Raw genomic sequence first — 19,322 nt, 5'->3', positions numbered from 1 at the left:
GGATTGGAGCGACCCATGAACGAGGCAGTTCGAAATCCGGCTCAACCAATCATCGAGATCGAGAACCTCTCGATCTCCTTCTTCACCCGCAAGGGCGAGATCCCGGCCGTGATGGATTTTTCCTGCACGGTCATGCCCGGCGAGGCGATGGGCATCGTCGGCGAGTCCGGCTGCGGCAAGTCGACCGTGTCGCTCGGCATCATGCGCGACCTCTCCAATATCGGGAAGATCGTCGGCGGAAAGATCAAGTTCCAGGGCAAGGACATGGGTGAGCTCTCCGAGGATGAGCTGCGCTCGATCCGCGGCAACAAGATCGCCATGATCTACCAGGAGCCGATGGCGAGCCTTAACCCGGCGATGAAGATCGGCCAGCAGTTGATGGAAGTGCCGCTGATCCACGACAAGGTGTCGAAGGAAGAGGCGTACAACCGCGCCCTGGAGATGGTGCGGGCGGTGAAGCTGCCCGACCCGGAGCGCATGATGCGCTCCTATCCGCACCAGCTTTCCGGAGGCCAGCAGCAGCGCATCGTGATCGCCATGGCACTGCTGTCGAAACCTGCGCTGCTTCTGCTCGACGAGCCGACCACCGCGCTCGACGTAACCGTCGAGGCCGGCATCGTCGAATTGGTTAAGGGTCTGGGCGAGAAGTTCGGCACCTCGATGATCTTCGTGTCGCACAATCTCGGCCTCATCCTCGAGACCTGCGACAAGATCACGGTGATGTATTCCGGCGAAGCGGTCGAGACCGGCAAGATCGAGGACGTGTTCGACCGGATGCGCCACCCCTACACCCAAGGGCTGTTCCGTTCGATCCCGCTGCCGGGCGCCGACAAGAATTCACGGCCGCTGATCTCCATTCCCGGCCAGCTGCCGCTGCCGCATGAGCGGCCGAAGGGCTGCAATTTCGGGCCGCGCTGCCACCATTTCGTCGAGGGCGTCTGCAATGCGGCGGAAATCCCGATGATCCCGGTCGAGGGCCATGAGGGGCATTTCTCCCGCTGCGTGCGCTTCAACGAGATCGACTGGGAGGCGCTGCCGCCCGGCGCCAAGAAGGTCAAGGAAAAGGTCGAGCCCGGCGCGCCGGTGCTGAAGATCCAGGATCTCAAGAAGTACTACAAGGTCGGCGGCAGCGAGGTGTTCGGCTCCAGCGAAGGCCGCGTCGTCAAGGCCAACGAGACGATCTCGTTCACCGCGCGCGAATCCGAGACGGTGGCGATCGTCGGCGAGTCCGGCTGCGGAAAGTCGACGCTGGCCAAGGTGCTGCTGGGCCTCGAGACCGCCAGCTCCGGCACGGTGACTTTAGCCAATAAGGAGATCCAATCGACAGGGATCGAGAAACGCGGCGTCGATACGGTGTCGTCGATCCAGATGGTGTTCCAGAACCCGTTCGACACGCTGAACCCCAGCCACACGGTCGGATCGCAGATCATCCGCACGCTGGAGAAGTTCAATGTCGGCAAGAATGTCGCCGAGCGGCGCCAGCGCATGCTGGAACTGCTCGACCTGGTGAAGCTGCCGCGCGCCTTCGAGACCCGCAAGCCGCGCCAGCTATCGGGCGGCCAGAAGCAGCGCATCGGCGTCGCGCGCGCCTTTGCCGGCGACGCCAAGGTGGTGGTGGCCGACGAGCCGGTCTCGGCGCTCGACGTGTCAGTGCAGGCGGCGGTGACCGAGCTGTTGATGGATATCCAGCGCAAGAACAAGACGACGATGCTGTTCATCAGTCACGATCTGTCGGTGGTGCGCTACATCGCCGACCGCGTCGTCGTCATGTATCTCGGCTACATCGTCGAGCAGGGCACGACCGACCAGATCTTCTCGCCGCCATACCATCCCTATACCGAGGCGCTGCTGTCGGCGATCCCGATCGCCGATACCAGCGTGGTCAAGAAGCACATCGTGCTCGAAGGCGACATTCCCTCGGCGATGAACCCGCCGACCGGCTGCCCGTTCCAGACGCGATGCGGCTACAAGAAGCTGGTGCCGGACAATCTATGCGAGACCAAGGTGCCGCCGGTGAAGAATCTCGGCGGCGGCCATACGAGCCTGTGCTGGCTTTCGGACGACGTGCTGGCCAGGATGGAGCCGGTCATCAAGTTCGATAAGGAACATGCCGCGCGTGAAGGCGTGCCGGACGACGCGCCGCACGGCGAAGGGCCGGGCTTTGCGGGTGCGCCGCCGCAGCGTCCCGACGGCAAAAACGCCAGCGCGGAGGCCGACGCGATCGGAGAAGGCGTCGAGGACAACGACGCGGTGCTCAAAGCCCGTCGCCACGAAGTGCCCGATGAGGATTCGGAAACCGGTGACTCAAGGCCGAAGGACACGACAAGGCGGCACTAACCCCAGAAGGGTGTTAGTTTCCGCATTGCCGTAGCTGCGCCTGATAGTCGCGGGCCATCTGGTCGGTGGCGCGCGCGTAGCTTTGGACGCCGGCATCGCCGCGGTTGCCGCGGCCATAGGCGGTCCAGCCGAGATAATAGGCCAGATAGAGGTTGTAGGTGTCGTTGCGGGCGATACCGAAAGTGTCGGCGGTCTTGGAGTGGTACCAGCCGACGAAATCGATGGCGTCGGCAAAGCGCGTGCGGCGCGCCGCCCAGTTGCCGGTCTCGCTTTGATATTGCGACCATGTGCCGTCGAGCGCCTGCGAGTAGCCGGTGGCGCTCGAGACGTGCTTCCACGGGATGAAGCCGAGCAGCTTGGTGCGCGGCGGGCGGGCATTGCTCTTGAAGCCGGATTCCTTGCGCACCGTCGCCATCAGCACGGGAACGGGAATGCCGTATTTCTGTTCGGTCCGCTCGGCGGCGGATTGCCAGTTGTCGAACCAGCCGTCATTCTGGTCGAAGACGGCGCAGACATTGTTGATGTGGCTGGGCGCCGTCGCGCAGGCCGAAAGCGCCAGCAGCACGGAAACAGCGACAATTTTACTAAAACTCGACCTACGCATTGGAAGACGAATAGGTCGAAATCATAAAAGGAGTGTTGCGCGCTTCCTTAACGCGGGCGTGGGAGGTGCGAAAAGCTGAGCATCGATATCACGACTGCTCGTGTCGCTATTCTTTTCCTCGATTTTGAAAAATGCCGCCGTGGCTAAAATCACGCCGGCAAATGGCGAATTCCTGACAGCTCGCATGTGATGCCGGCGCTCTGATGCGCGCATGAGCGAACCAAGACGCAAGCGCGGCGCCGAGCGCACCAGCAACCGGGGACCAGCCGCCATCCCGCAACTGCCGGCGCGGCGGGTGGAGAATCCCTATGCGCCGATGGAGCTGTTGTCGGCCGACCAGATCGAGGCCATCCACCAGGCATCGATGCACATCCTGGAGAATTTCGGCATCGAGGTGATGAGCGCACGCGCCCTGTCGCTGTTCGAGCGCGCCGGCGCCAGGGTCGACCATGGCTCGATGAATGTGCGCATCGATCGCGGCATGGTCGAGGAGGCGCTGAAGTCGACGCGCAGCAACTACACGCTTACTCCGCGCAATCCCGCTCGGGCCATCCATCTTGGCGGCAGCATCATCAATTTCACGCTCGTTGCTGGCCCGCCCAATGTGCATGACATGGAGCGCGGCCGTCGCGCCGGCAACCTTGCGGATTATTCGGACCTTGTGCGGCTGGCGCAGCATTTCAACTGCATCCACATGCTGGGCAACCAGGTCTGCGCGCCGATCGAGCTGCCCGCGAACACAAGGCACATGGACACCTATTTCGCCAACCTGACGCTGACCGACAAATGTTTTCATGTCTCGGCGATCGGACGGGGCAGGGCGCTGGACGGCATCGAGATGATGGCGATCGCGCGCGGGCTGACGCTGGAGCAGATGGGAGAGGATCCCGGCGTCACCACCATCATTTCGGTCAACTCCCCGCGCCGCTTCGACGAGATGATGGCCGAAGGGCTGATGACGATGGCCGAATACGGCCAGTCGGTGGCGGTGACGCCGTTCACGCTGATGGGGGCGATGAGCCCTGTGACGCTGGCGGGCGCGCTGGCGCAGCAGAATGCCGAGGCGCTGTTCGGCATCGTGCTGACGCAGCTCGTGCGTCCGGGCGCGCCGGTGATGTATGGCGCCTTCACCTCCAATGTCGACATGAAGTCGGGCGCGCCGGCCTTCGGCACGCCCGAAAACACCAAGGCCAACATCGCTTCGGGACAGCTGGCGCGGCGCTACAAATTGCCTTACCGCACGACGCCTGGCTCGGCCTCCAACGCCGCCGATGCGCAGGGCGCCTATGAGACGATGATGGCGCTGTGGGGCGCGGTGCTCGGCCACGGCAATCTCGTCTATCATGCCGCCGGCTGGCAGGAGGGCGGGCTGACGGCCTCGTTCGAAAAGCTCATCATCGATGTCGAGATGATCCAGCACATGATGGAATTCCTGCGGCCGATCGCGGTCGACGAGGCGGAGCTTGCGGTCGAGGCGCTGGGCGCGGTGCCGACCGGCGGCCATTTCTTCGGCGAGCCGCACACGCTGGAGCGCTACGCCACCGCCTTCTACCAGCCGATGCTTTCCAACTGGCAGAATTATGAGGCCTGGCAGGAGGCCGGGGGACTCGATACGACGGCGCGCGCGACGCGGCTGTGGAAGAAGGCGCTGGAGGAATATGTCCAGCCGGCCATGGATCCCGCCGTGCGCGAGGCGCTCGAAGCCTATATGGCGCGCCGCAAGGAAGCGATCGGGCAGGGTGAGCCGTGAGGGAACAGCTTCCCGTCCTAACTCATTTCAATTTCTCACGTCACCGAACCAACGAGAAAAGTCCATGAAGTCGCATGCAAAGGTCGTGGTCATCGGTGGTGGTGTCGTCGGATGCTCGGTGCTGTTCCATCTTGCCCGTCATGGCTGGACCGATGTCGTGCTTTGGAACGCGACGAGCTGACTTCCGGCTCGACCTGGCACGCGGCTGGCGGCATGCACACCATCAACGGCGATCCCAACGTTGCCAAGCTGCAGAAATACACGATCTCGCTTTACAAGGAGATCGAGGAGCTTTCCGGCCAAGCCACGGGCGTGCATCTCACAGGCGGCGTGCTTCTGGCGGCGACCGAGGCGCGGCTCGACTGGCTGCGCGGCGTGGTGTCCAAGGGCCGCTATCTCGGCATTGACCTCGAAGTGATCTCGGCCAAGGAAGCGGCGGAATTGATGCCGCTCATCGACCCCAGCCAGTTTGTCGGCGCCGTGCGCAACAAGGAGGATGGCCACCTCGACCCGTCCGGCGTGACGCATGCCTATGCCAAGGCGGCGCGCAAGCTCGGCGCGGAGATCGAGCGCTTCACCAAGGTCGAGGACATCGTGCGCCGTCCCGACGGGCTCTGGCGGGTCATCACCAACAAGGGCGACATCATCGCAGAGCATGTCGTCAATGCCGGCGGGCTCTGGGCGCGCGAGGTCGGCCGCATGGTCGGGTTGGAGCTGCCGGCTTTAGCCATGGAGCACATGTACCTGATCACCGAGGACATGCCGGAGGTCGCTGACTGGAACAAGAAGACCGGCACCGAGATCATCCACGCGGTCGATTTCGACGGCGAGCTCTATCTGCGCCAGGAGCGCGGCGGCATGCTCATGGGCACCTATGAGAAGGCCAATAAGGTCTGGTCCGAATTTTCCACACCTTGGAATTTCGGCCATGAGCTCCTGGAGCCGGACATCGACCGCATCGCGCCGTCGCTGGAAGTCGGCTTCCGCCACTTTCCGGCCTTCCAGAAAACCGGCATCAAGCAGATCATCAACGGCCCCTTCACGTTTGCGCCGGACGGGAATCCGCTGGTCGGCCCGGTGCTCGGCCTGCCGGGCTTCTGGGTCGCCTGTGGCGTCATGGCAGGCTTCAGCCAGGGCGGCGGCGTCGGGCTCGCGCTCTCCAACTGGATGATCGAGGGCGATCCGGGCGCCGACATCTGGGCGATGGACGTGGCGCGCTATGGCGACTGGGCGACGATGGCCTACACCAACGCCAAGGTGCGCGAGAATTATTCGCGCCGTTTCTCGATCCGCTTCCCCAATGAGGAACTACCGGCCGGGCGGCCGCTGAAGACGACGCCCCTCTACGACACGCTTGCCGCCAGAGGCGCGCAATGGGGCGTGTCCTACGGGCTCGAAGTGCCGCTCTGGTATGCGCCGGACGGCGTCAAGGACGAGTTCTCGTGGCGGCGCTCGACCGACTTCGAGCATGTCGGCAAGGAAGTCGCGGCGGTGCGCGACGGCGTCGGCCTGTCGGAGATCTCGAACTTCGCCAAATACAAGGTGATGGGCGAGGGAGCGGCCGCCTGGCTCGACCGGATACTTGCCTGCAAGCTGCCCAAGCGTGGTCGCATGACCCTGGCGCCGATGCTGAAGGAGGACGGCAGGCTGATCGGCGATTTCACTTTAGCCAATATCGACGACGCAGAGTGGTTCATCGCCGGCTCCGGCATCGCCGAGCAGTACCACATGCGCTGGTTCGAGGCGCATCTGCCCAAGGACGGCTCGGTGCGGATCGAGGCGCTGGGGCAGAAGCTCACCGGTCTTGCGATCGCCGGGCCGAAGGCGAGGGCGGTGCTCGCCAAAGTCACCCGCGCTGACGTTTCCAACGCGGCCTTCCCCTTCATGGCGGTTGCGCGAATGGATATCGGCATGGTGCCATGCCTCGTCGGCCGCGTCAGCTACACCGGCGATCTCGGTTACGAGATCTGGGTGGCGCCGGAATACCAGCGCGCCGCCTACCAGACGCTGCTGGCTGCGGGAGAGGAATTTTCGATCGGCCTGTTCGGCTCGCGCGCGCTCAACGCGCTGAGGCTGGAAAAGAATTACGGCTCATGGGCGCGCGAGTACCGGCCGATCTACGGGCCGGTCGAGGCCGGGCTCGATCGCTTCGTCGCCTATGGCAAGGACGCCGATTTCATAGGCAAGCAAGCGGCGCTCGCCGAGCGCAAGCAAGGCGGCAAGCTCAGGCTGCGCGCCTTTCTCGTCGAGGCCGCCGATGCCGATGTGATCGGCGACGAGGCGATCTGGCATGACGGCGTAGTGCGCGGCTGGATCACTTCCGGCGGCTTCGCGCACAATTCCAAGACGTCGGTCGCCATGGGCTATGTGCCGAAGGAGATCGCCGACAGACCGGACGGATTCGAGATCGAGATCCTCGGCAAGCGCCATGCAGCGCGCATCCAGGCGGCGCCGCTGTTCGACGCCAACTTCGAGCGGATGCGCGGCTAGAGCAATTCCAGGAAAAGTGCGAAGCGGTTTTCCGTCCGGAATTGCGTCAAAACAAAAAGCCTCCAGGCGCGCATCCTTCGATCCCTCAGGCGCTGCGGCGGTTGTCCAGCGCAAAGGCGCCGGAGCCGGCGAATACCAGATAAAGGAAGATGAAACAGAAGGAGATCGCCGAGTCGCCGCCGTTGTTGACGGGGAAGAAGTCGCGCGGCATGTGCGCCATGAAATAGGCGATGGCCATTTCGCCGGCCAGCAGGAAGGCCACCGGGCGGGTGAAGAGGCCGAGCGCCAGCAGGATACCGCCGGCGAATTCGAGAATGCCGGCAGCCGTCGTCAACCCGGTGAGGGCATGTAGCTCGGCAGCGGCCGGGAAGTTGAACAGCTTCTGCGATCCATGTTCGATGAATTGCAAGGCGGTCATGATCCGCAGCGCGCCCAGCGCTTGCGGCCGGTACTGAGCAAGGCTTTCGAAAAGCTTCATCTAAAACTCCATTGTACGCCGCTCGGGCCTTAAATTATCGCCCGGCGACGGACCACTCACATCCCGTGGCCTGCCATCAACAATCGGTGAGTGGAAATGGCTTCAATCCCCATATTTCTCTCTCTGTGGTTGCATAAATATCCTTATGGTTGTATTAGTATGGGGTGACGCATCAAACCAGGCAGGTCCCTTAACCATGAGAAAAGTCGTCATCAGCCTATTCGCAATCCTTGCGGGCACCAGCTTCGCCGCAGCCGCAGACACCGGCTGCGACGCCTTCAAATGGCCGGTTGAACGTGAGCAGGCCCTGTTTGCCGCCGCACCCGCCGCCCAGTCCGGCGCTACCTTGACGGTCGGCCAAGCGGTGGATTTCTCGCTCGCGGCCGTCGACACGGTCAGCTTTGAAGTGCCGCCTGACCGTGCACCGAAAGCCGGCACCTTCGGCGCGACGGCAAATGTGACGGTGCCGCCTGAAGGCGAGCTGCAGTTCAGCTTGTCCGACGAGGCTTGGATCGATGTCGTGCAGGATGGCAAGATCGTGAAATCGGCAGCTTTCAGCGGCGTGAAGGCCTGCCCGGGCATTCGTAAAAGCGTGCGTTTCAAGCTCCAGGGCGGAGCGGCCGTCGTCCAGCTCAGCGGCGCCAGGAAGGCCGATCTGAAGCTTGCGGTGCTGACGCCGGAGTGATCCGGCGCCAGTATGTCACGTAGGCACTGCTACCGCACCGGCGCCAGCAGCGCGAAATGCGCGCCTTGCGGGTCCTGGCACTGGATGATCCACTGGCCGCTCGGCACGTCCATCGGACCCATGATGACTTTGCCGCCATTGTCGGTGACGCGCTTGGCGGCGGCGTCGATGGCATCGACGTTGAAATAGAACTGCCAGACGGGGACCGGGATCTGCGGCGGCTTGTTCATGATGCCGCCGCCGGATTCGGGGCCGGCGCCAAAAGTCTGGTAGATACCCATCTCGCCCATGTCGAACTGGCCGGCGCTCTCCCAGCCGAACTGGCTGGAATAGAAATCGAAAGCCGCTTTCCAGTCCGAGGTGTAGAGCTCATGCCAACCGACATGGCCGGGCGTGGTCGCCGGCACCGGCGGCTGCTCCGGCTGGTTGGGCTGCAAGAACATGAAGGAAGCCCCTTGCGGGTCGGCGACGACGGCGAAGCGGCCAACGCCCGGAATGTCGTCCGGCGCGCGATGGACGGCACCGCCGGCGTTCTTTAGCGCTTGCGTCGAGACGTCGACGTCCTTGGTGTAAATGTAGCCCATCCAAGCCGGCGCCATGCCCATCTTGGCGGGTTCTTCCGGCATCGTCATCAGCCCGCCGACGCCGCGCACGCTGGAATTCACCACGATGTAGCGGGGCATGCCGGGCGCCTTGTCGAAGGGCTCGGCTTTCCAGCCAACAACGGCGGTGTAGAAAGCCTCGGCGGCGTCAAGGTCGGTGGTCATCAACTCGTACCAGAAGAAAGGTTGCGGGGATTTCGGCATGGTCGGTCTCCTCACGGTTCGGGCAGCGATCGTTGTTCGATCCATCCTAAGGTATGTTGATGTTCAGGTGATGCCGGCCTGCAAACGGCGGTTTCCTGCGCTTCCGGTGCTCACGTACTTAAGTACGCTCCGCTCCGGTTCTCGAAAACCGCCGTTTTCGGCGCGGCCTGACCTGAATCTCAACACACCCTAGGACGATCTTGGCGACAGAAATCCGACATCTGGACCGGAATTCGAGGACGGCAAGCGGCTTAAAGCTCATCGCGCTGAAACGGATTTAAGCGGCGCGCTTTAAGTCTTTGTTTTGATGCAGGTCGTTGTCCCAGAACCGCAGCACACTTCTCGGTGAAATGCATCAGGCCCACGATCTTGCGTGGCCGGCGCTTTTCGACTTTGCTGCCGTCAAAGAGGGGCTGTATTTTCCATGCGCCAGATGTCGCTCACGCCCGAGCTTGTCGCTCTGTGCCACCGGGAGGAGGTCGACCCCGGTCCCAGCGGGGACTGGACCCAGCTCAGCGACGACGATTTCCGCGCGCTTGCCACGCGCCTCGCCGGCGAAGCCGACGCGGGACCGCTTTGGGTGTTCGCCTACGGCTCGCTGATCTGGAAACCAGCCTTCGAGTCGGTCGAGCAGCAGCGCGCTTCGGCGCATGGCTGGCATCGCTCCTTCTGCCTGGATCTCGTGCGCTGGAGAGGCAGCGCCGAGCAGCCCGGACTGATGATGGCGCTCGAACGCGGCGGACGCTGCGACGGCGTGATCTATCGCCTGCCGGACGGTGACAAGGCCGCCCAGATCGAAAGGCTGTTGCGACGCGAGATCGACGATCACGAAGCCGTTGCCTCCGTCAGGTGGGTTCCGGTGCGCACGGCGCAAGGTCGGCTGCGGGCGCTGGGCTTCTGGGTCGGCGTGACCGGCAGGGGCACGTCGCTTCGGCAGCCGCTCGAAAGGGTAGCAAAGATACTGGCACGGGCGTGCGGCCATGTCGGCTCCGGTGCCGAATATCTCTACAACACCGTCAGCCATCTCGAGACCTTCGGCATCCATGACCGCAATCTGTGGCGTCTGCAGGAACTGGTGGCGGACGAGATCCGGTCGATTCATCCTGCGAGGTTTGAAAATGCCAAGCCGTCTGATGGAGTGGCGATGGCTATAACATGACTATAATTATCATGTTTGTGCAAGCAATACAGTTACTTGGGAGAAAATTGACCAATTGATAAAAAAATAAAACGTGCTAGCCTTCCCCAAAACGACAACAAGGGGAACTGGAATGGCGACTGGTCATTTCATCGAAGGCATTGCCGGCGGCCGGCTGTCTTCCGATCAATATGCCGACAATTTTTCCGACCTGCACCCGCCGCTCGATCACCACGAGGCGCTGGTCGAATCCGATCGCTGCTATTTCTGCTACGACGCGCCGTGCATGAACGCATGCCCGACTTCGATCGACATCCCGCTGTTCATCCGGCAGATCGCGACGGGCAATCCGCTGGGTTCGGCCAAGACGATCTTCGACCAGAACATCCTTGGCGGCATGTGCGCTCGCGTTTGCCCGACCGAGACGCTGTGCGAAGAGGCCTGCGTGCGCGAGGTGGCCGAAGGCAAGCCCGTGCAGATCGGCCGCCTGCAGCGCTATGCCACCGATGTCGCCATGAGCGAGGGCAAGCAGTTCTACAAGCGCGCCGAACCGACCGGGAAGAGCATCGCCGTGGTCGGCGCCGGACCGGCGGGGTTGGCGGCGGCGCATCGCCTCGCCCGCCACGGCCATGATGTGACCATCCTCGAGGCGCGGCCGAAGGCCGGCGGCCTCAACGAATACGGCATCGCCGCCTATAAGAGCGTCGACGATTTCGCCCAGGCGGAAGTGGACTATGTCACCGCGATCGGCGGCATCGACATCCAGAACGGCAAGGCGCTCGGTCGCGACTTCCAGCTTGCTGACCTGATGCGTAACTACGATGCAGTTTTCCTCGGCATGGGCCTTGGCGGCGTCAACGCGTTGCGCGCCGAAGGCGAGGATGCTGACGGCGTTGCCAATGCGGTGGAATTCATCGCCGAACTGCGCCAGGCGAGCGATCTCTCCGGCCTGCCGGTCGGCCGGCGCGTCGTCGTCATCGGCGGCGGCATGACGGCGATCGACGCCGCGGTACAGTCGAAGCTGCTCGGCGCCGAAGAGGTGACGATCTGCTACCGGCGCGGCCAGGAACACATGAACGCGTCGGAGTTCGAGCAGGATCTGGCCGCCGCCAACGGCGTCACCATCCGCCATTGGCTGCAGCCGAAGCGCGTCATTGCCGAGAACGGCAAGGTGTCGGCTATCGAGCTCGAATACACTGCGATGAGCGGCGACAGGCTCGCCGGCACCGGCGAAACGCTGCGGCTCAATGCCGATCAGGTGTTCAAGGCGATCGGCCAGAGCTTCGTGCCGGCGCATCTCAACGGCAGCGCGGAACAGATCGAGCTCGAAGGCGGCCGCATCAAGGTCGATGCCGAAGGCCGCACCTCGCTCTCAAAAGTCTGGGCGGGCGGCGACTGCATCTTCGGCGGCGACGATTTGACTGTTTCGGCAGTGGCGCAAGGGCGCGACGCGGCCGAGAGCATCCACCGGGCACTGACCTCTAACGGGAGGGCATGAGCATGGCAGACATCCGCAACACCTTCATCGGCATCAAGTCGCCCAATCCGTTCTGGCTGGCCTCGGCGCCGCCCACCGACAAGGCCTACAATGTCGAGCGCGCCTTCAAAGCCGGCTGGGGCGGCGTGGTGTGGAAGACGCTGGGCGAGGAAGGCCCGCCGGTCGTCAACGTCAACGGTCCGCGCTACGGCGCGATCTGGGGCGCCGACCGCCGCCTGCTTGGCCTCAACAATATCGAGCTGATCACCGACCGCGACCTGCAGACCAACCTGCGCGAGATGAAGCAGGTGAAGATGAACTGGCCGGACCGGGCGCTGATCGCCTCGATCATGGTGCCTTGCGTGGAGGAGAGCTGGAAGGCGATCCTGCCGCTGGTCGAGGAGACCGGCGCCGACGGCATCGAGCTCAATTTCGGCTGCCCGCATGGCATGAGCGAGCGCGGCATGGGCTCGGCGGTTGGCCAGGTGCCGGAATATATCGAGATGGTCGTGCGCTGGTGCAAACAATACACGCGCATGCCCGTCATCACCAAGCTGACGCCCAACATCACCGACATCCGCAAGCCGGCCCGGGCGGCGCATGCCGGCGGCACCGACGCGGTGTCGCTGATCAACACGATCAATTCGATCACCGGCGTCGATCTCGACAATTTTGCGCCGCAGCCGACCATCGACGGCAAGGGCTCGCATGGCGGCTATTGCGGCCCGGCGGTGAAGCCGATCGCCATGAACATGGTGGCCGAGATCGCGCGCGATCCGGAAACGCACGGCCTGCCGATCTCCGGCATCGGCGGCATCACCACCTGGCGCGACGCCGCCGAATTCATGGCGCTCGGCGCCGGCAATGTGCAGGTCTGCACGGCGGCGATGACGTATGGCTTCAAGATCGTACAGGAGATGATCGCAGGGCTGGAAAACTGGATGGACGAGAAGGGCCACGCCTCGCTCTCCGACATCATCGGCCGCGCCACGCCCAACGTCACCGACTGGCAGTATCTCAACCTCAACTATGTCGCCAAGGCCCATATCGACCAGGACGCCTGCATCAAATGCGGCCGCTGTCACATCGCCTGCGAGGACACCTCGCACCAGGCGATCACCAGCATGGTTGACGGTGTGAGGCATTTCGAGGTGATCGAAGCCGAATGCGTCGGCTGTAATCTCTGCGTCAATGTCTGCCCGGTGGAGGGCTGCATCACCATGCAGCCACTGGCCGCCGGCGTGCTCGACCAGCGCACCGGTTTGCCGGTGTCGCCGATCTATGCCAACTGGACGACGCACCCCAACAATCCGATGGCCAAGGTCGCTGCGGAGTAAGCTTGGTTCCTCGCCCCACGTAGTGGGGAGAGTTGGCCCGGCGAAGCCGGGACGGAGAGGGGCCTTCGGAACCGCTGGGAATTGCCCAGATGGTTTGGAACCGCTGGGAATTGCCTGGACGGTTTCTGGTCGTCTTCCATCCCGCTCGGGTCTCTTCTTTCATCGATTCTGACGTCGCAAAGGTCGTCCCCCTCTCCGTCCCGGCTTCGCCGGGCCACCTCTCCCCCGCTTTGCGGGGTGCGAGGGACCCAAGTCGTGCGAAGCGCCGCTTTCATATTGCCATTGCGAATTGGCGGGCAATTTGATTTCCCTATTGCGGATAACAATTATCCACGATATGGAATATCCATGAATTGGAGATCGGCACGATGAAGCTCGGAGAAGGCGTTGAGGCGGCCATCCATTGCGCGGCGACGCTGGCCAGCGTCGATGGCAACAGCACCATGCCTGGCGCCGCGCTCGCCGAGTGCTTCGGGTTGTCGCCGAGCTATCTCCTGAAACATCTCAATCAACTGACGGCGGCGCGCATTTTTGAATCGGTGCCGGGGCCGGCGGGCGGTTACCGGCTTGCGCGGGCGGCGGAACAGATCACGCTGCTCGATATCGTGCTGGCCATCGAGGGGCGGGAGCCGGCGTTCCGCTGCGGCGAGATCCGCCAGCGCGGCCCGGTCAAGATCGATCCCTCCGCCTATGTGAAGCCCTGCGGTATCAATGTCGCGATGCTCAAGGCCGAGCGCGCCTATCGGGCGGCACTCGCCGAAGTGAAGCTGTCCGACATCGTGGCGGAGTACGCGGCCGAAGGCGATCCGCGATCCTATGCCGCGAGTTGCGCCTTCGTCGAGCGCCACCAGCGGCCCCAGAAATCCGCTTCACCGAAGCAGATTTGAACCTCTAAACCACCCCAAGCGAGAAAGGAAAAAGACGATGAAACCGAGACTGCAGTTCTTTGCCAAGGCGCCGGAAATCATGAAGGCGGTGTCAGCGCTCAACAAGGCCGTCGACGAATGCGGGTTGGAAGTGAGCCTGCTGCACCTGATCAAGCTCAGGGCGTCGCAGATCAATGGCTGCTCATACTGCGTCGAGATGCACAGCCGTGAGGCGAGGCGCGACGGCGAGACCGAAACCCGGCTTTATCTCGTCGCGGCCTGGAAGGAATCGCCGCTGTTTTCCGAGCGCGAGCGCGCCGCCTTGGCCTGGACCGAGGCCGTGACGCTGATCGCCGACAATGGCGTATCGGACGAGCTCTACGCCCGCACGCTCGCGCATTTCTCGGAAGAGGAACTGGTCAAGCTCTCGGTCGCGCTCGGCATGATCAACACCTGGAACCGGCTGTGCATTCCCTTCCATGCGATTCATCCGATGCCGGCAGCCAGGGCCGCCTGATCGGACGGCCTGGCGCGCGGATGAGAGATCCGCGCGCCTCATTGTTCACGCAGCAAAGCGCAGACCGCCGTCGCAGGTCAGCACCTGACCGGTCATGAAGCTGTTCGAGACCAGGAAGGCGATTGCTTCGGCGACGTCCTCGGCGCGGCCGATGCGGCCGACTGGCGTCTTGCCGGCATATTCGGCAAACACCGCCTGCCGTTGGTCGTCCGGTAAAAAGTCCCACCAGGGCGTGTCGATGACGCCGGGCGCCACGACATTGACGCGCAAAGGCTTCAGCTCGACGGCGAGGATCGGCGCGACGGTCAAAAGCATGCCGTTGATGGCGCCGATGCCGGCCACGCCGGGCGCGGCAATCTGCGCCGACACGGCCGAGATGAAAGTCACCGATCCGGCTTTGTTCAAGGTCGGCAGGGCCGCCTGCAGGCAGGAGAGTTGCGGCCGGATCTTTTCGTCGACGCCGCTGCCGATATCGGCGAGGTCGAGCGTCGCGAACGGTCCCAGGCCCTTGCCGCCGCTGGCGGCGAGAACCAGGTGATCGAAGGGTCCGAGGCGCTCGAAGAAATTCCGGACCTCGTCCGGCTTGGTGGCGTCGAAGGCGGCCTTGCCGACGGTGCCGTCGAGGCTCTTCCAGGCGCTCTTCAATTTCTCCTCGTTACGGCCGGTGATCGTGACTTTCATCGTGGGGCTGACCAGCCTTTTGGCCGTGGCAAGGCCGATGCCGGACGAGCCGCCGATGATGACGCAATGTTCGATAGTCTCGTTCATGAATGCTTTTCCCTGGATGTTGCGGAAGATTGTCCGATCAGCTCGAGGCTAAGCGCGCGCAACCGGCGGCGGGCTTTCTCGTCATAGGCCTGGGCGTCGGCGCGCGACTCCCGCTGGCCGTCGAAGTAACGGCCGCTGCGGCCTTCGAGCGCCGGCGATGTTGCCAGGTTGAGAATGGCGTCGGCGCCGGTCTCGACCGAGCTCCATGGCGTGACCCCGGCCTGCCGCACCATCGTTGTGTCCATGTAGCTTGCGGGGTGCAGAGCATTGACCGTGATGCCGGTGCCGTCGAGCTGCTCCGCCAGATCGACGGTGAACAGGATCTGCGCCAGCTTGCTCTGGCAGTAGGCGCGCACGCCGCTATAGCCTCGCGTCAGCATGACGTCGTCGAAATCGATCGCCTGCTGGCCGGCCGAGGCGACGTTGACGATGCGCGCCGGCGCGCTTGCCGTGATGAGCGGCAAGAGCTCCGACGTCAGCAGGAAGCCTGCGAGATAATTGACGGCGAAGCGCAGCTCATAGCCGTCGGCGCTGACCTGCCGGCTGGCGGCCTGGCCGCCGGTGCCGACGCCGGCATTGTTGATCAGGACGTCGAGCCGATCGGTCCTTGCGCGCACGGCTTCGGCGAGCCGGCGCACTTCGGCAAGCGAAGCGAGGTCGGCGGCGAGAAATTCCGCCTTGCCGCCTTTTGCCTCTATGGCGGCCACGGTCGTCTTGCCGCGGCTTTCGTCGCGGCCATGCACCAGCACGTGGGCGCCGCTGGCGCCGAGCCGCTCGGCGACCACGCGGCCGACGCCATCGGTCGAGCCGGTGACGAGAATTGTCTTGTCCTTGAGTTCCATGTTCAGAGCCTCCTTGCGCTGCTCTGAACGGAAAGATGGGACACGGCGCCTATCTCAAACAGTTCAAACTTTATCCTGGTATCGGTACTGCTATAGTAGGCGCATGGATGCCATCGCCCATTCTCCCGAAGATCATCGCCGGCGCGAACTCGGCGCCTTCCTGCGTTCCCGTCGCGAGAGGCTTTCGCCTGATACCGCCGGCATCGCCTGCGGCGCGCGGCGGCGCACGCCCGGACTGAGGCGTGAGGAAGTGGCCATGATCGCCGGCGTCGGCACGACCTGGTACACCTGGCTGGAGCAGGGCAGGGACGTGCGGCCTTCGATCGAGGTGCTGTCGGCGCTCTGCCAGGCGCTGCGGCTCGACGCTGCCGAGCAGCGGCATCTGTTCACGCTCGCTGGCCGCCAGCAGCCGGAGCGGCGCCGCATCGTGCAGGGCAAGGTCGAGGGGCCGTTGCTGCACATGCTGCAGAGCCTGGTCCTGCAGCCCGCCTATGTCGTCGGCCCGCGCTGGGACGTGCTGGCATGGAATGACGCGGCCGTCGCCATCTTCGGTGATTACGGCCTGCTGGAGGGCGATACCCGCAACATCATCCATGGCGTGTTCACCGATCCGCACCGGCGGCATTTGCTGGTGGATTGGGAACAGCTGGCGCGCGCGACCCTTGCAGCCTTCCGCGCCGAGAGCGCGAAATACACCGGCGATCCGGATTTCGAACGGCTGATCGAGTTGATGATGCGCTCAAGCCCCGAGTTCCGCGAATGGTGGCCGCAGCGCGATGTGGTGCACCGGCTCTCCGGCCTGAAGCGTCTGCGGCATCCGATCGCCGGCGCGATGACGTTCGAGCATATGAGCCTGTCGATCGATGACGGCTCGGACATGCGGCTGATCGTCTACACGCCGTTGGCGGAGCAGAACTCGGTGGTGAAGCTCAAGAAGCTGCTCGAAGGGCTTCCGACCGAGCGGCGCAGGGCGTGAGCGAGCGCGGCTGCGTCAGCCCTTCGGCTTCAGCCCATCGAGAAACAGCTGCTCCAGGAACCTTGCTGCGTCCTCGAAGCGGCCGTCGCCGCCGCGGTCGGCGCCGAGCACGGCGCGGACCTGAACGTCGAAATCGGCATAATGCTGCGTCGTCGCCCATATCGAGAAGATCAGGTGCCAGGGATCGGTGCGGGCGATCTTGCCGGCGCGCATCCAGCCCTTGATGACGGCGGCCTTCTCGTCGACCAGCGTCTTCAGCTCGCCCTCCAGCATCGGCTTGATGCGCGGCGCGCCCTGCAGGATCTCATTAGCGAACAGCCGGCTTTCGCGCGGGAAATCACGCGCCATCTCCAGCTTCCTGCGGATGTAGCTTCTGAGCTCCGTCAGCGGATCGCCGGTGTCGTCCAGCTCGCGCAGCGGCGCCAGCCAGGTGTCGAGCAGGCGCTGCATCAACGTCTCGTGAATGTCTTCCTTGCGGCGGAAGTAATAGAGAAGGTTGGGCTTCGACATGCCGGCGGCTTCGGCGATCTGGTCGATGGTCGAGCCGCGAAACCCGTTGGCGGAGAAGACTTCGAGCGCGGCTTCCAGGATCAGCTCGCGCTTTTCCTGCTGGATGCGGGTGCGGCGGGGAGCGGAGCCTTCCATCGCCGCCGTCATCCTGGCCGGCCGTCTTCGCGCCGGCTCTCTGGACCAATTGTCTGGACCAGTTTTTCCTTGGGCTCTGGAGCGCGCTTTTTATGCCGCATTTCCGCTAGTAATCCCCTGACCGCCGACAGGCGGTGCTAACGTTTGTCCAACCGGTCAAAAATTTGCGTAGCACGAAAACGCAGCAATGACCAAGCATTGGCCGCACCGAAACACGCTTACAAGGGGAAGTCCTGGTCATGTCCAACCGGCTGAAAGTCACGCCGAACGATCTCAGCGCATTCTGGATGCCGTTCACGGCAAACCGGCAGTTCAAGCAGGCGCCGCGCATGTTCGTGTCCGCCAAGGACATGCACTACACCACCAGCGACGGCCGCAAGGTGCTGGACGGCACCGCGGGCCTGTGGTGCGTGAACGCCGGCCACTGCCGGCCGAAGATCACCGAGGCGATCCAGAACCAGGCTGCCGAGCTCGACTACGCGCCGGCTTTCCAGATGGGCCATCCGATCGTGTTCGAGCTGGCGAACCGGCTGGTCGATATCGCGCCCAAGGGCATGGACCATGTCTTCTTCACCAACTCCGGATCGGAATCGGTGGAGACCGCGCTGAAGATGGCGATCGCCTATCACCGCGTTCGCGGCGAGGGCTCGCGCACCCGCCTGATCGGCCGCGAACGCGGCTATCACGGCGTGAATTTCGGCGGCATCTCGGTCGGCGGCATCGTCTCCAACCGCAAGATGTTCGGCACGCTGCTCGGCGGCGTCGACCATCTGCCGCATACGCATCTGCCGGAGAAGAACGCCTTCTCGAAGGGCGTTCCGGAACATGGCGCGGAGCTGGCGAACGATCTCGAGCGGCTCATCGCGCTGCATGATGCTTCGACCATCGCTGCGGTCATCGTCGAGCCGGTCGCCGGTTCCACCGGCGTCATCCTGCCGCCGAAGGGCTATCTGCAGAAACTTCGGGAAATCTGCACGAAGCACGGCATATTGTTGATCTTCGATGAAGTGATCACCGGCTTCGGCCGCCTCGGCGCGCCGTTCGCGGCTGACTATTTCGGCGTCACGCCGGACATCATGACCACCGCCAAGGGCGTCTCCAACGGCGTCATCCCGATGGGCGCGGTGTTCGTCAGGAAAGAGATCCACGACGACTTCATGACCGGCCCGGAGCACATGATCGAGTTCTTCCACGGCTACACCTATTCGGGCAACCCGATCGCCTGCGCCGCGGCGCTCGGCACGCTGGACACCTACAAGGAAGAGGGCCTGCTGACCCGCGGCGAGGAGCTGGCGCCCTACTGGGAAGACGCGCTGCATTCACTGAAGGGCGAGCCGCATGTCATCGACATCCGCAACATCGGCCTGATCGGCGCGATCGAGCTGGCGCCGATCGCCGGCAGCCCGACCAAGCGGGCCTTCTCGGCCTTCGTGAAGGCGTTCGAACGCGGCGCGCTTATACGCACCACAGGCGACATCATCGCGCTGTCGCCGCCGCTGATCATCACCAAGGGCCAGATCAACGAACTGATCGACCATGTCAGGGACGTGCTGAGGTCGATCGACTGACAAGCCGACGCGGAGACCCTGCCGTGGAGGGAGGTTGT

16 protein-coding genes and 1 pseudogene are annotated in these 19,322 nt (G+C 63.7%); 11 read left to right on the top strand and 6 right to left on the bottom strand.

The genetic code is table 11. From position 1 onward, the window contains the following. Nucleotides 1-15 precede the first annotated feature (15 nt). Entirely contained in the window at nt 16-2,337 is a 2,322-nt protein-coding gene (locus tag O7A05_RS05330) for an ABC transporter ATP-binding protein (RefSeq protein WP_337091920.1), read from the top strand. A gap of 13 nt (nt 2,338-2,350) precedes the next feature. Here O7A05_RS05330 and O7A05_RS05325 read toward each other — a convergent pair whose 3' ends face one another. Further along, nucleotides 2,351-2,941 carry a transglycosylase SLT domain-containing protein gene (locus tag O7A05_RS05325; RefSeq protein ID WP_337091919.1) on the bottom strand — a complete coding sequence of 197 codons (591 nt, stop codon included), beginning with the start codon at nt 2,939-2,941 and terminating at the stop codon, nt 2,351-2,353. Between the two features lie 211 nt (nt 2,942-3,152). Between O7A05_RS05325 and O7A05_RS05320 the strand changes: the two genes are divergently transcribed. After that, complete coding sequence (locus O7A05_RS05320) at nt 3,153-4,691, top strand: trimethylamine methyltransferase family protein (RefSeq protein ID WP_337091918.1); 1,539 nt, start codon at nt 3,153-3,155, stop codon at nt 4,689-4,691. A 64-nt stretch (nt 4,692-4,755) separates the two neighbouring features. Then, a pseudogene (locus tag O7A05_RS05315) lies at nt 4,756-7,181 on the top strand (GcvT family protein). 85 nt (nt 7,182-7,266) lie between these two features. Here O7A05_RS05315 and O7A05_RS05310 read toward each other — a convergent pair. Beyond that, nucleotides 7,267-7,659, bottom strand: a complete 393-nt coding sequence (locus O7A05_RS05310) for a DoxX family protein (RefSeq protein ID WP_337091917.1) — start codon at nt 7,657-7,659, stop codon at nt 7,267-7,269. Between the two features lie 196 nt (nt 7,660-7,855). Between O7A05_RS05310 and O7A05_RS05305 the strand changes: the two genes are divergently transcribed. Continuing rightward, nucleotides 7,856-8,344, top strand: coding sequence for a hypothetical protein (locus O7A05_RS05305; RefSeq protein ID WP_337091916.1), 489 nt, complete (start codon nt 7,856-7,858; stop codon nt 8,342-8,344). 29 nt (nt 8,345-8,373) lie between these two features. On the opposite strand, the gene O7A05_RS05300 is transcribed toward O7A05_RS05305, so the two are convergent. Then, a complete protein-coding gene (locus O7A05_RS05300; RefSeq protein WP_337091914.1) occupies nt 8,374-9,150 on the bottom strand; it encodes a VOC family protein in 777 nt (258 codons plus the stop codon). 424 nt (nt 9,151-9,574) lie between these two features. Between O7A05_RS05300 and O7A05_RS05295 the strand changes: the two genes are divergently transcribed. The 5 genes from O7A05_RS05295 (at nt 9,575) to O7A05_RS05275 (ending at nt 14,485) form a co-directional block, all read left to right on the top strand. Continuing rightward, complete coding sequence (locus tag O7A05_RS05295) at nt 9,575-10,309, top strand: gamma-glutamylcyclotransferase (protein WP_337091913.1); 735 nt, start codon at nt 9,575-9,577, stop codon at nt 10,307-10,309. A 112-nt stretch (nt 10,310-10,421) separates the two neighbouring features. Beyond that, nucleotides 10,422-11,786, top strand: coding sequence for an NAD(P)-dependent oxidoreductase (locus O7A05_RS05290; RefSeq protein WP_337091912.1), 1,365 nt, complete (start codon nt 10,422-10,424; stop codon nt 11,784-11,786). Nucleotides 11,787-11,788: 2 nt separating this feature from the next. Beyond that, nucleotides 11,789-13,102 (top strand): NAD-dependent dihydropyrimidine dehydrogenase subunit PreA, encoded by a 1,314-nt coding sequence (gene preA, locus O7A05_RS05285; RefSeq protein ID WP_337091981.1) that lies wholly within the window; start codon nt 11,789-11,791, stop codon nt 13,100-13,102. A 368-nt stretch (nt 13,103-13,470) separates the two neighbouring features. Next, on the top strand, nt 13,471-13,989 hold the full coding sequence (locus O7A05_RS05280; protein ID WP_337091980.1) for an RrF2 family transcriptional regulator: 519 nt from the start codon (nt 13,471-13,473) through the stop codon (nt 13,987-13,989). Between the two features lie 37 nt (nt 13,990-14,026). Next, nucleotides 14,027-14,485: a carboxymuconolactone decarboxylase family protein gene (locus tag O7A05_RS05275; protein ID WP_337091911.1), complete on the top strand. Its 459-nt coding sequence runs from the start codon at nt 14,027-14,029 to the stop codon at nt 14,483-14,485. Between the two features lie 45 nt (nt 14,486-14,530). Here O7A05_RS05275 and O7A05_RS05270 read toward each other — a convergent pair whose 3' ends face one another. Together O7A05_RS05270 and O7A05_RS05265 are read right to left on the bottom strand one after the other, a co-directional pair. Beyond that, nucleotides 14,531-15,253, bottom strand: a complete 723-nt coding sequence (locus O7A05_RS05270) for an SDR family oxidoreductase (RefSeq protein WP_337091910.1) — start codon at nt 15,251-15,253, stop codon at nt 14,531-14,533. Next, the gene (locus O7A05_RS05265; RefSeq protein WP_337091909.1) at nt 15,250-16,095 is read right to left on the bottom strand and encodes an SDR family oxidoreductase; all 846 of its coding nucleotides are present in this window, start codon (nt 16,093-16,095) and stop codon (nt 15,250-15,252) included. Before O7A05_RS05265 ends, O7A05_RS05270 begins: the two co-directional genes overlap by 4 nt. Before the next feature lie 103 nt (nt 16,096-16,198). On the opposite strand from O7A05_RS05265, the gene O7A05_RS05260 reads away from it, so the two are divergent. Next, a complete protein-coding gene (locus O7A05_RS05260; RefSeq protein ID WP_337091908.1) occupies nt 16,199-17,071 on the top strand; it encodes a helix-turn-helix transcriptional regulator in 873 nt (290 codons plus the stop codon). A 15-nt stretch (nt 17,072-17,086) separates the two neighbouring features. Here the strand turns inward: O7A05_RS05260 and O7A05_RS05255 are convergent, their stop codons facing one another. After that, nucleotides 17,087-17,716, bottom strand: a complete 630-nt coding sequence (locus O7A05_RS05255; RefSeq protein ID WP_337091907.1) for a TetR family transcriptional regulator C-terminal domain-containing protein — start codon at nt 17,714-17,716, stop codon at nt 17,087-17,089. Between the two features lie 239 nt (nt 17,717-17,955). On the opposite strand from O7A05_RS05255, the gene aptA reads away from it, so the two are divergent. Continuing rightward, nucleotides 17,956-19,284 (top strand): omega-aminotransferase AptA, encoded by a 1,329-nt coding sequence (aptA, locus tag O7A05_RS05250; RefSeq protein ID WP_337091906.1) that lies wholly within the window; start codon nt 17,956-17,958, stop codon nt 19,282-19,284. Nucleotides 19,285-19,322 lie beyond the last annotated feature (38 nt).

The sequence above is a fragment of the Mesorhizobium argentiipisi (SeqCode) genome (assembly GCF_037179585.1).
GTDB lineage: Bacteria > Pseudomonadota > Alphaproteobacteria > Rhizobiales > Rhizobiaceae > Mesorhizobium > Mesorhizobium argentiipisi.
The sequence above is the reverse complement of the archived record's forward strand: the minus strand, read 5'-3'. Positions and strand labels throughout refer to the sequence as shown.

Excerpts from the sequence above, each read along its gene's own strand:
- O7A05_RS05290 (WP_337091912.1), top strand. The coding sequence starts at position 10,422 with ATGGCGACTGGTCATTTCATCGAAGGCATTGCCGGCGGCCGGCTGTCT.
- aptA (WP_337091906.1), top strand. The coding sequence starts at position 17,956 with ATGTCCAACCGGCTGAAAGTCACGCCGAACGATCTCAGCGCATTCTGG.
- O7A05_RS05300 (WP_337091914.1), bottom strand. The coding sequence starts at position 9,150 with ATGCCGAAATCCCCGCAACCTTTCTTCTGGTACGAGTTGATGACCACC.
- O7A05_RS05305 (WP_337091916.1), top strand. The coding sequence starts at position 7,856 with ATGAGAAAAGTCGTCATCAGCCTATTCGCAATCCTTGCGGGCACCAGC.
- O7A05_RS05310 (WP_337091917.1), bottom strand. The coding sequence starts at position 7,659 with ATGAAGCTTTTCGAAAGCCTTGCTCAGTACCGGCCGCAAGCGCTGGGC.
- O7A05_RS05260 (WP_337091908.1), top strand. The coding sequence starts at position 16,199 with ATGGATGCCATCGCCCATTCTCCCGAAGATCATCGCCGGCGCGAACTC.
- O7A05_RS05280 (WP_337091980.1), top strand. The coding sequence starts at position 13,471 with ATGAAGCTCGGAGAAGGCGTTGAGGCGGCCATCCATTGCGCGGCGACG.
- O7A05_RS05255 (WP_337091907.1), bottom strand. The coding sequence starts at position 17,716 with ATGGAAGGCTCCGCTCCCCGCCGCACCCGCATCCAGCAGGAAAAGCGC.
- O7A05_RS05325 (WP_337091919.1), bottom strand. The coding sequence starts at position 2,941 with ATGCGTAGGTCGAGTTTTAGTAAAATTGTCGCTGTTTCCGTGCTGCTG.
- O7A05_RS05265 (WP_337091909.1), bottom strand. The coding sequence starts at position 16,095 with ATGGAACTCAAGGACAAGACAATTCTCGTCACCGGCTCGACCGATGGC.
- O7A05_RS05270 (WP_337091910.1), bottom strand. The coding sequence starts at position 15,253 with ATGAACGAGACTATCGAACATTGCGTCATCATCGGCGGCTCGTCCGGC.
- O7A05_RS05320 (WP_337091918.1), top strand. The coding sequence starts at position 3,153 with ATGAGCGAACCAAGACGCAAGCGCGGCGCCGAGCGCACCAGCAACCGG.
- preA (WP_337091981.1), top strand. The coding sequence starts at position 11,789 with ATGGCAGACATCCGCAACACCTTCATCGGCATCAAGTCGCCCAATCCG.
- O7A05_RS05275 (WP_337091911.1), top strand. The coding sequence starts at position 14,027 with ATGAAACCGAGACTGCAGTTCTTTGCCAAGGCGCCGGAAATCATGAAG.
- O7A05_RS05295 (WP_337091913.1), top strand. The coding sequence starts at position 9,575 with ATGCGCCAGATGTCGCTCACGCCCGAGCTTGTCGCTCTGTGCCACCGG.
- O7A05_RS05330 (WP_337091920.1), top strand. The coding sequence starts at position 16 with ATGAACGAGGCAGTTCGAAATCCGGCTCAACCAATCATCGAGATCGAG.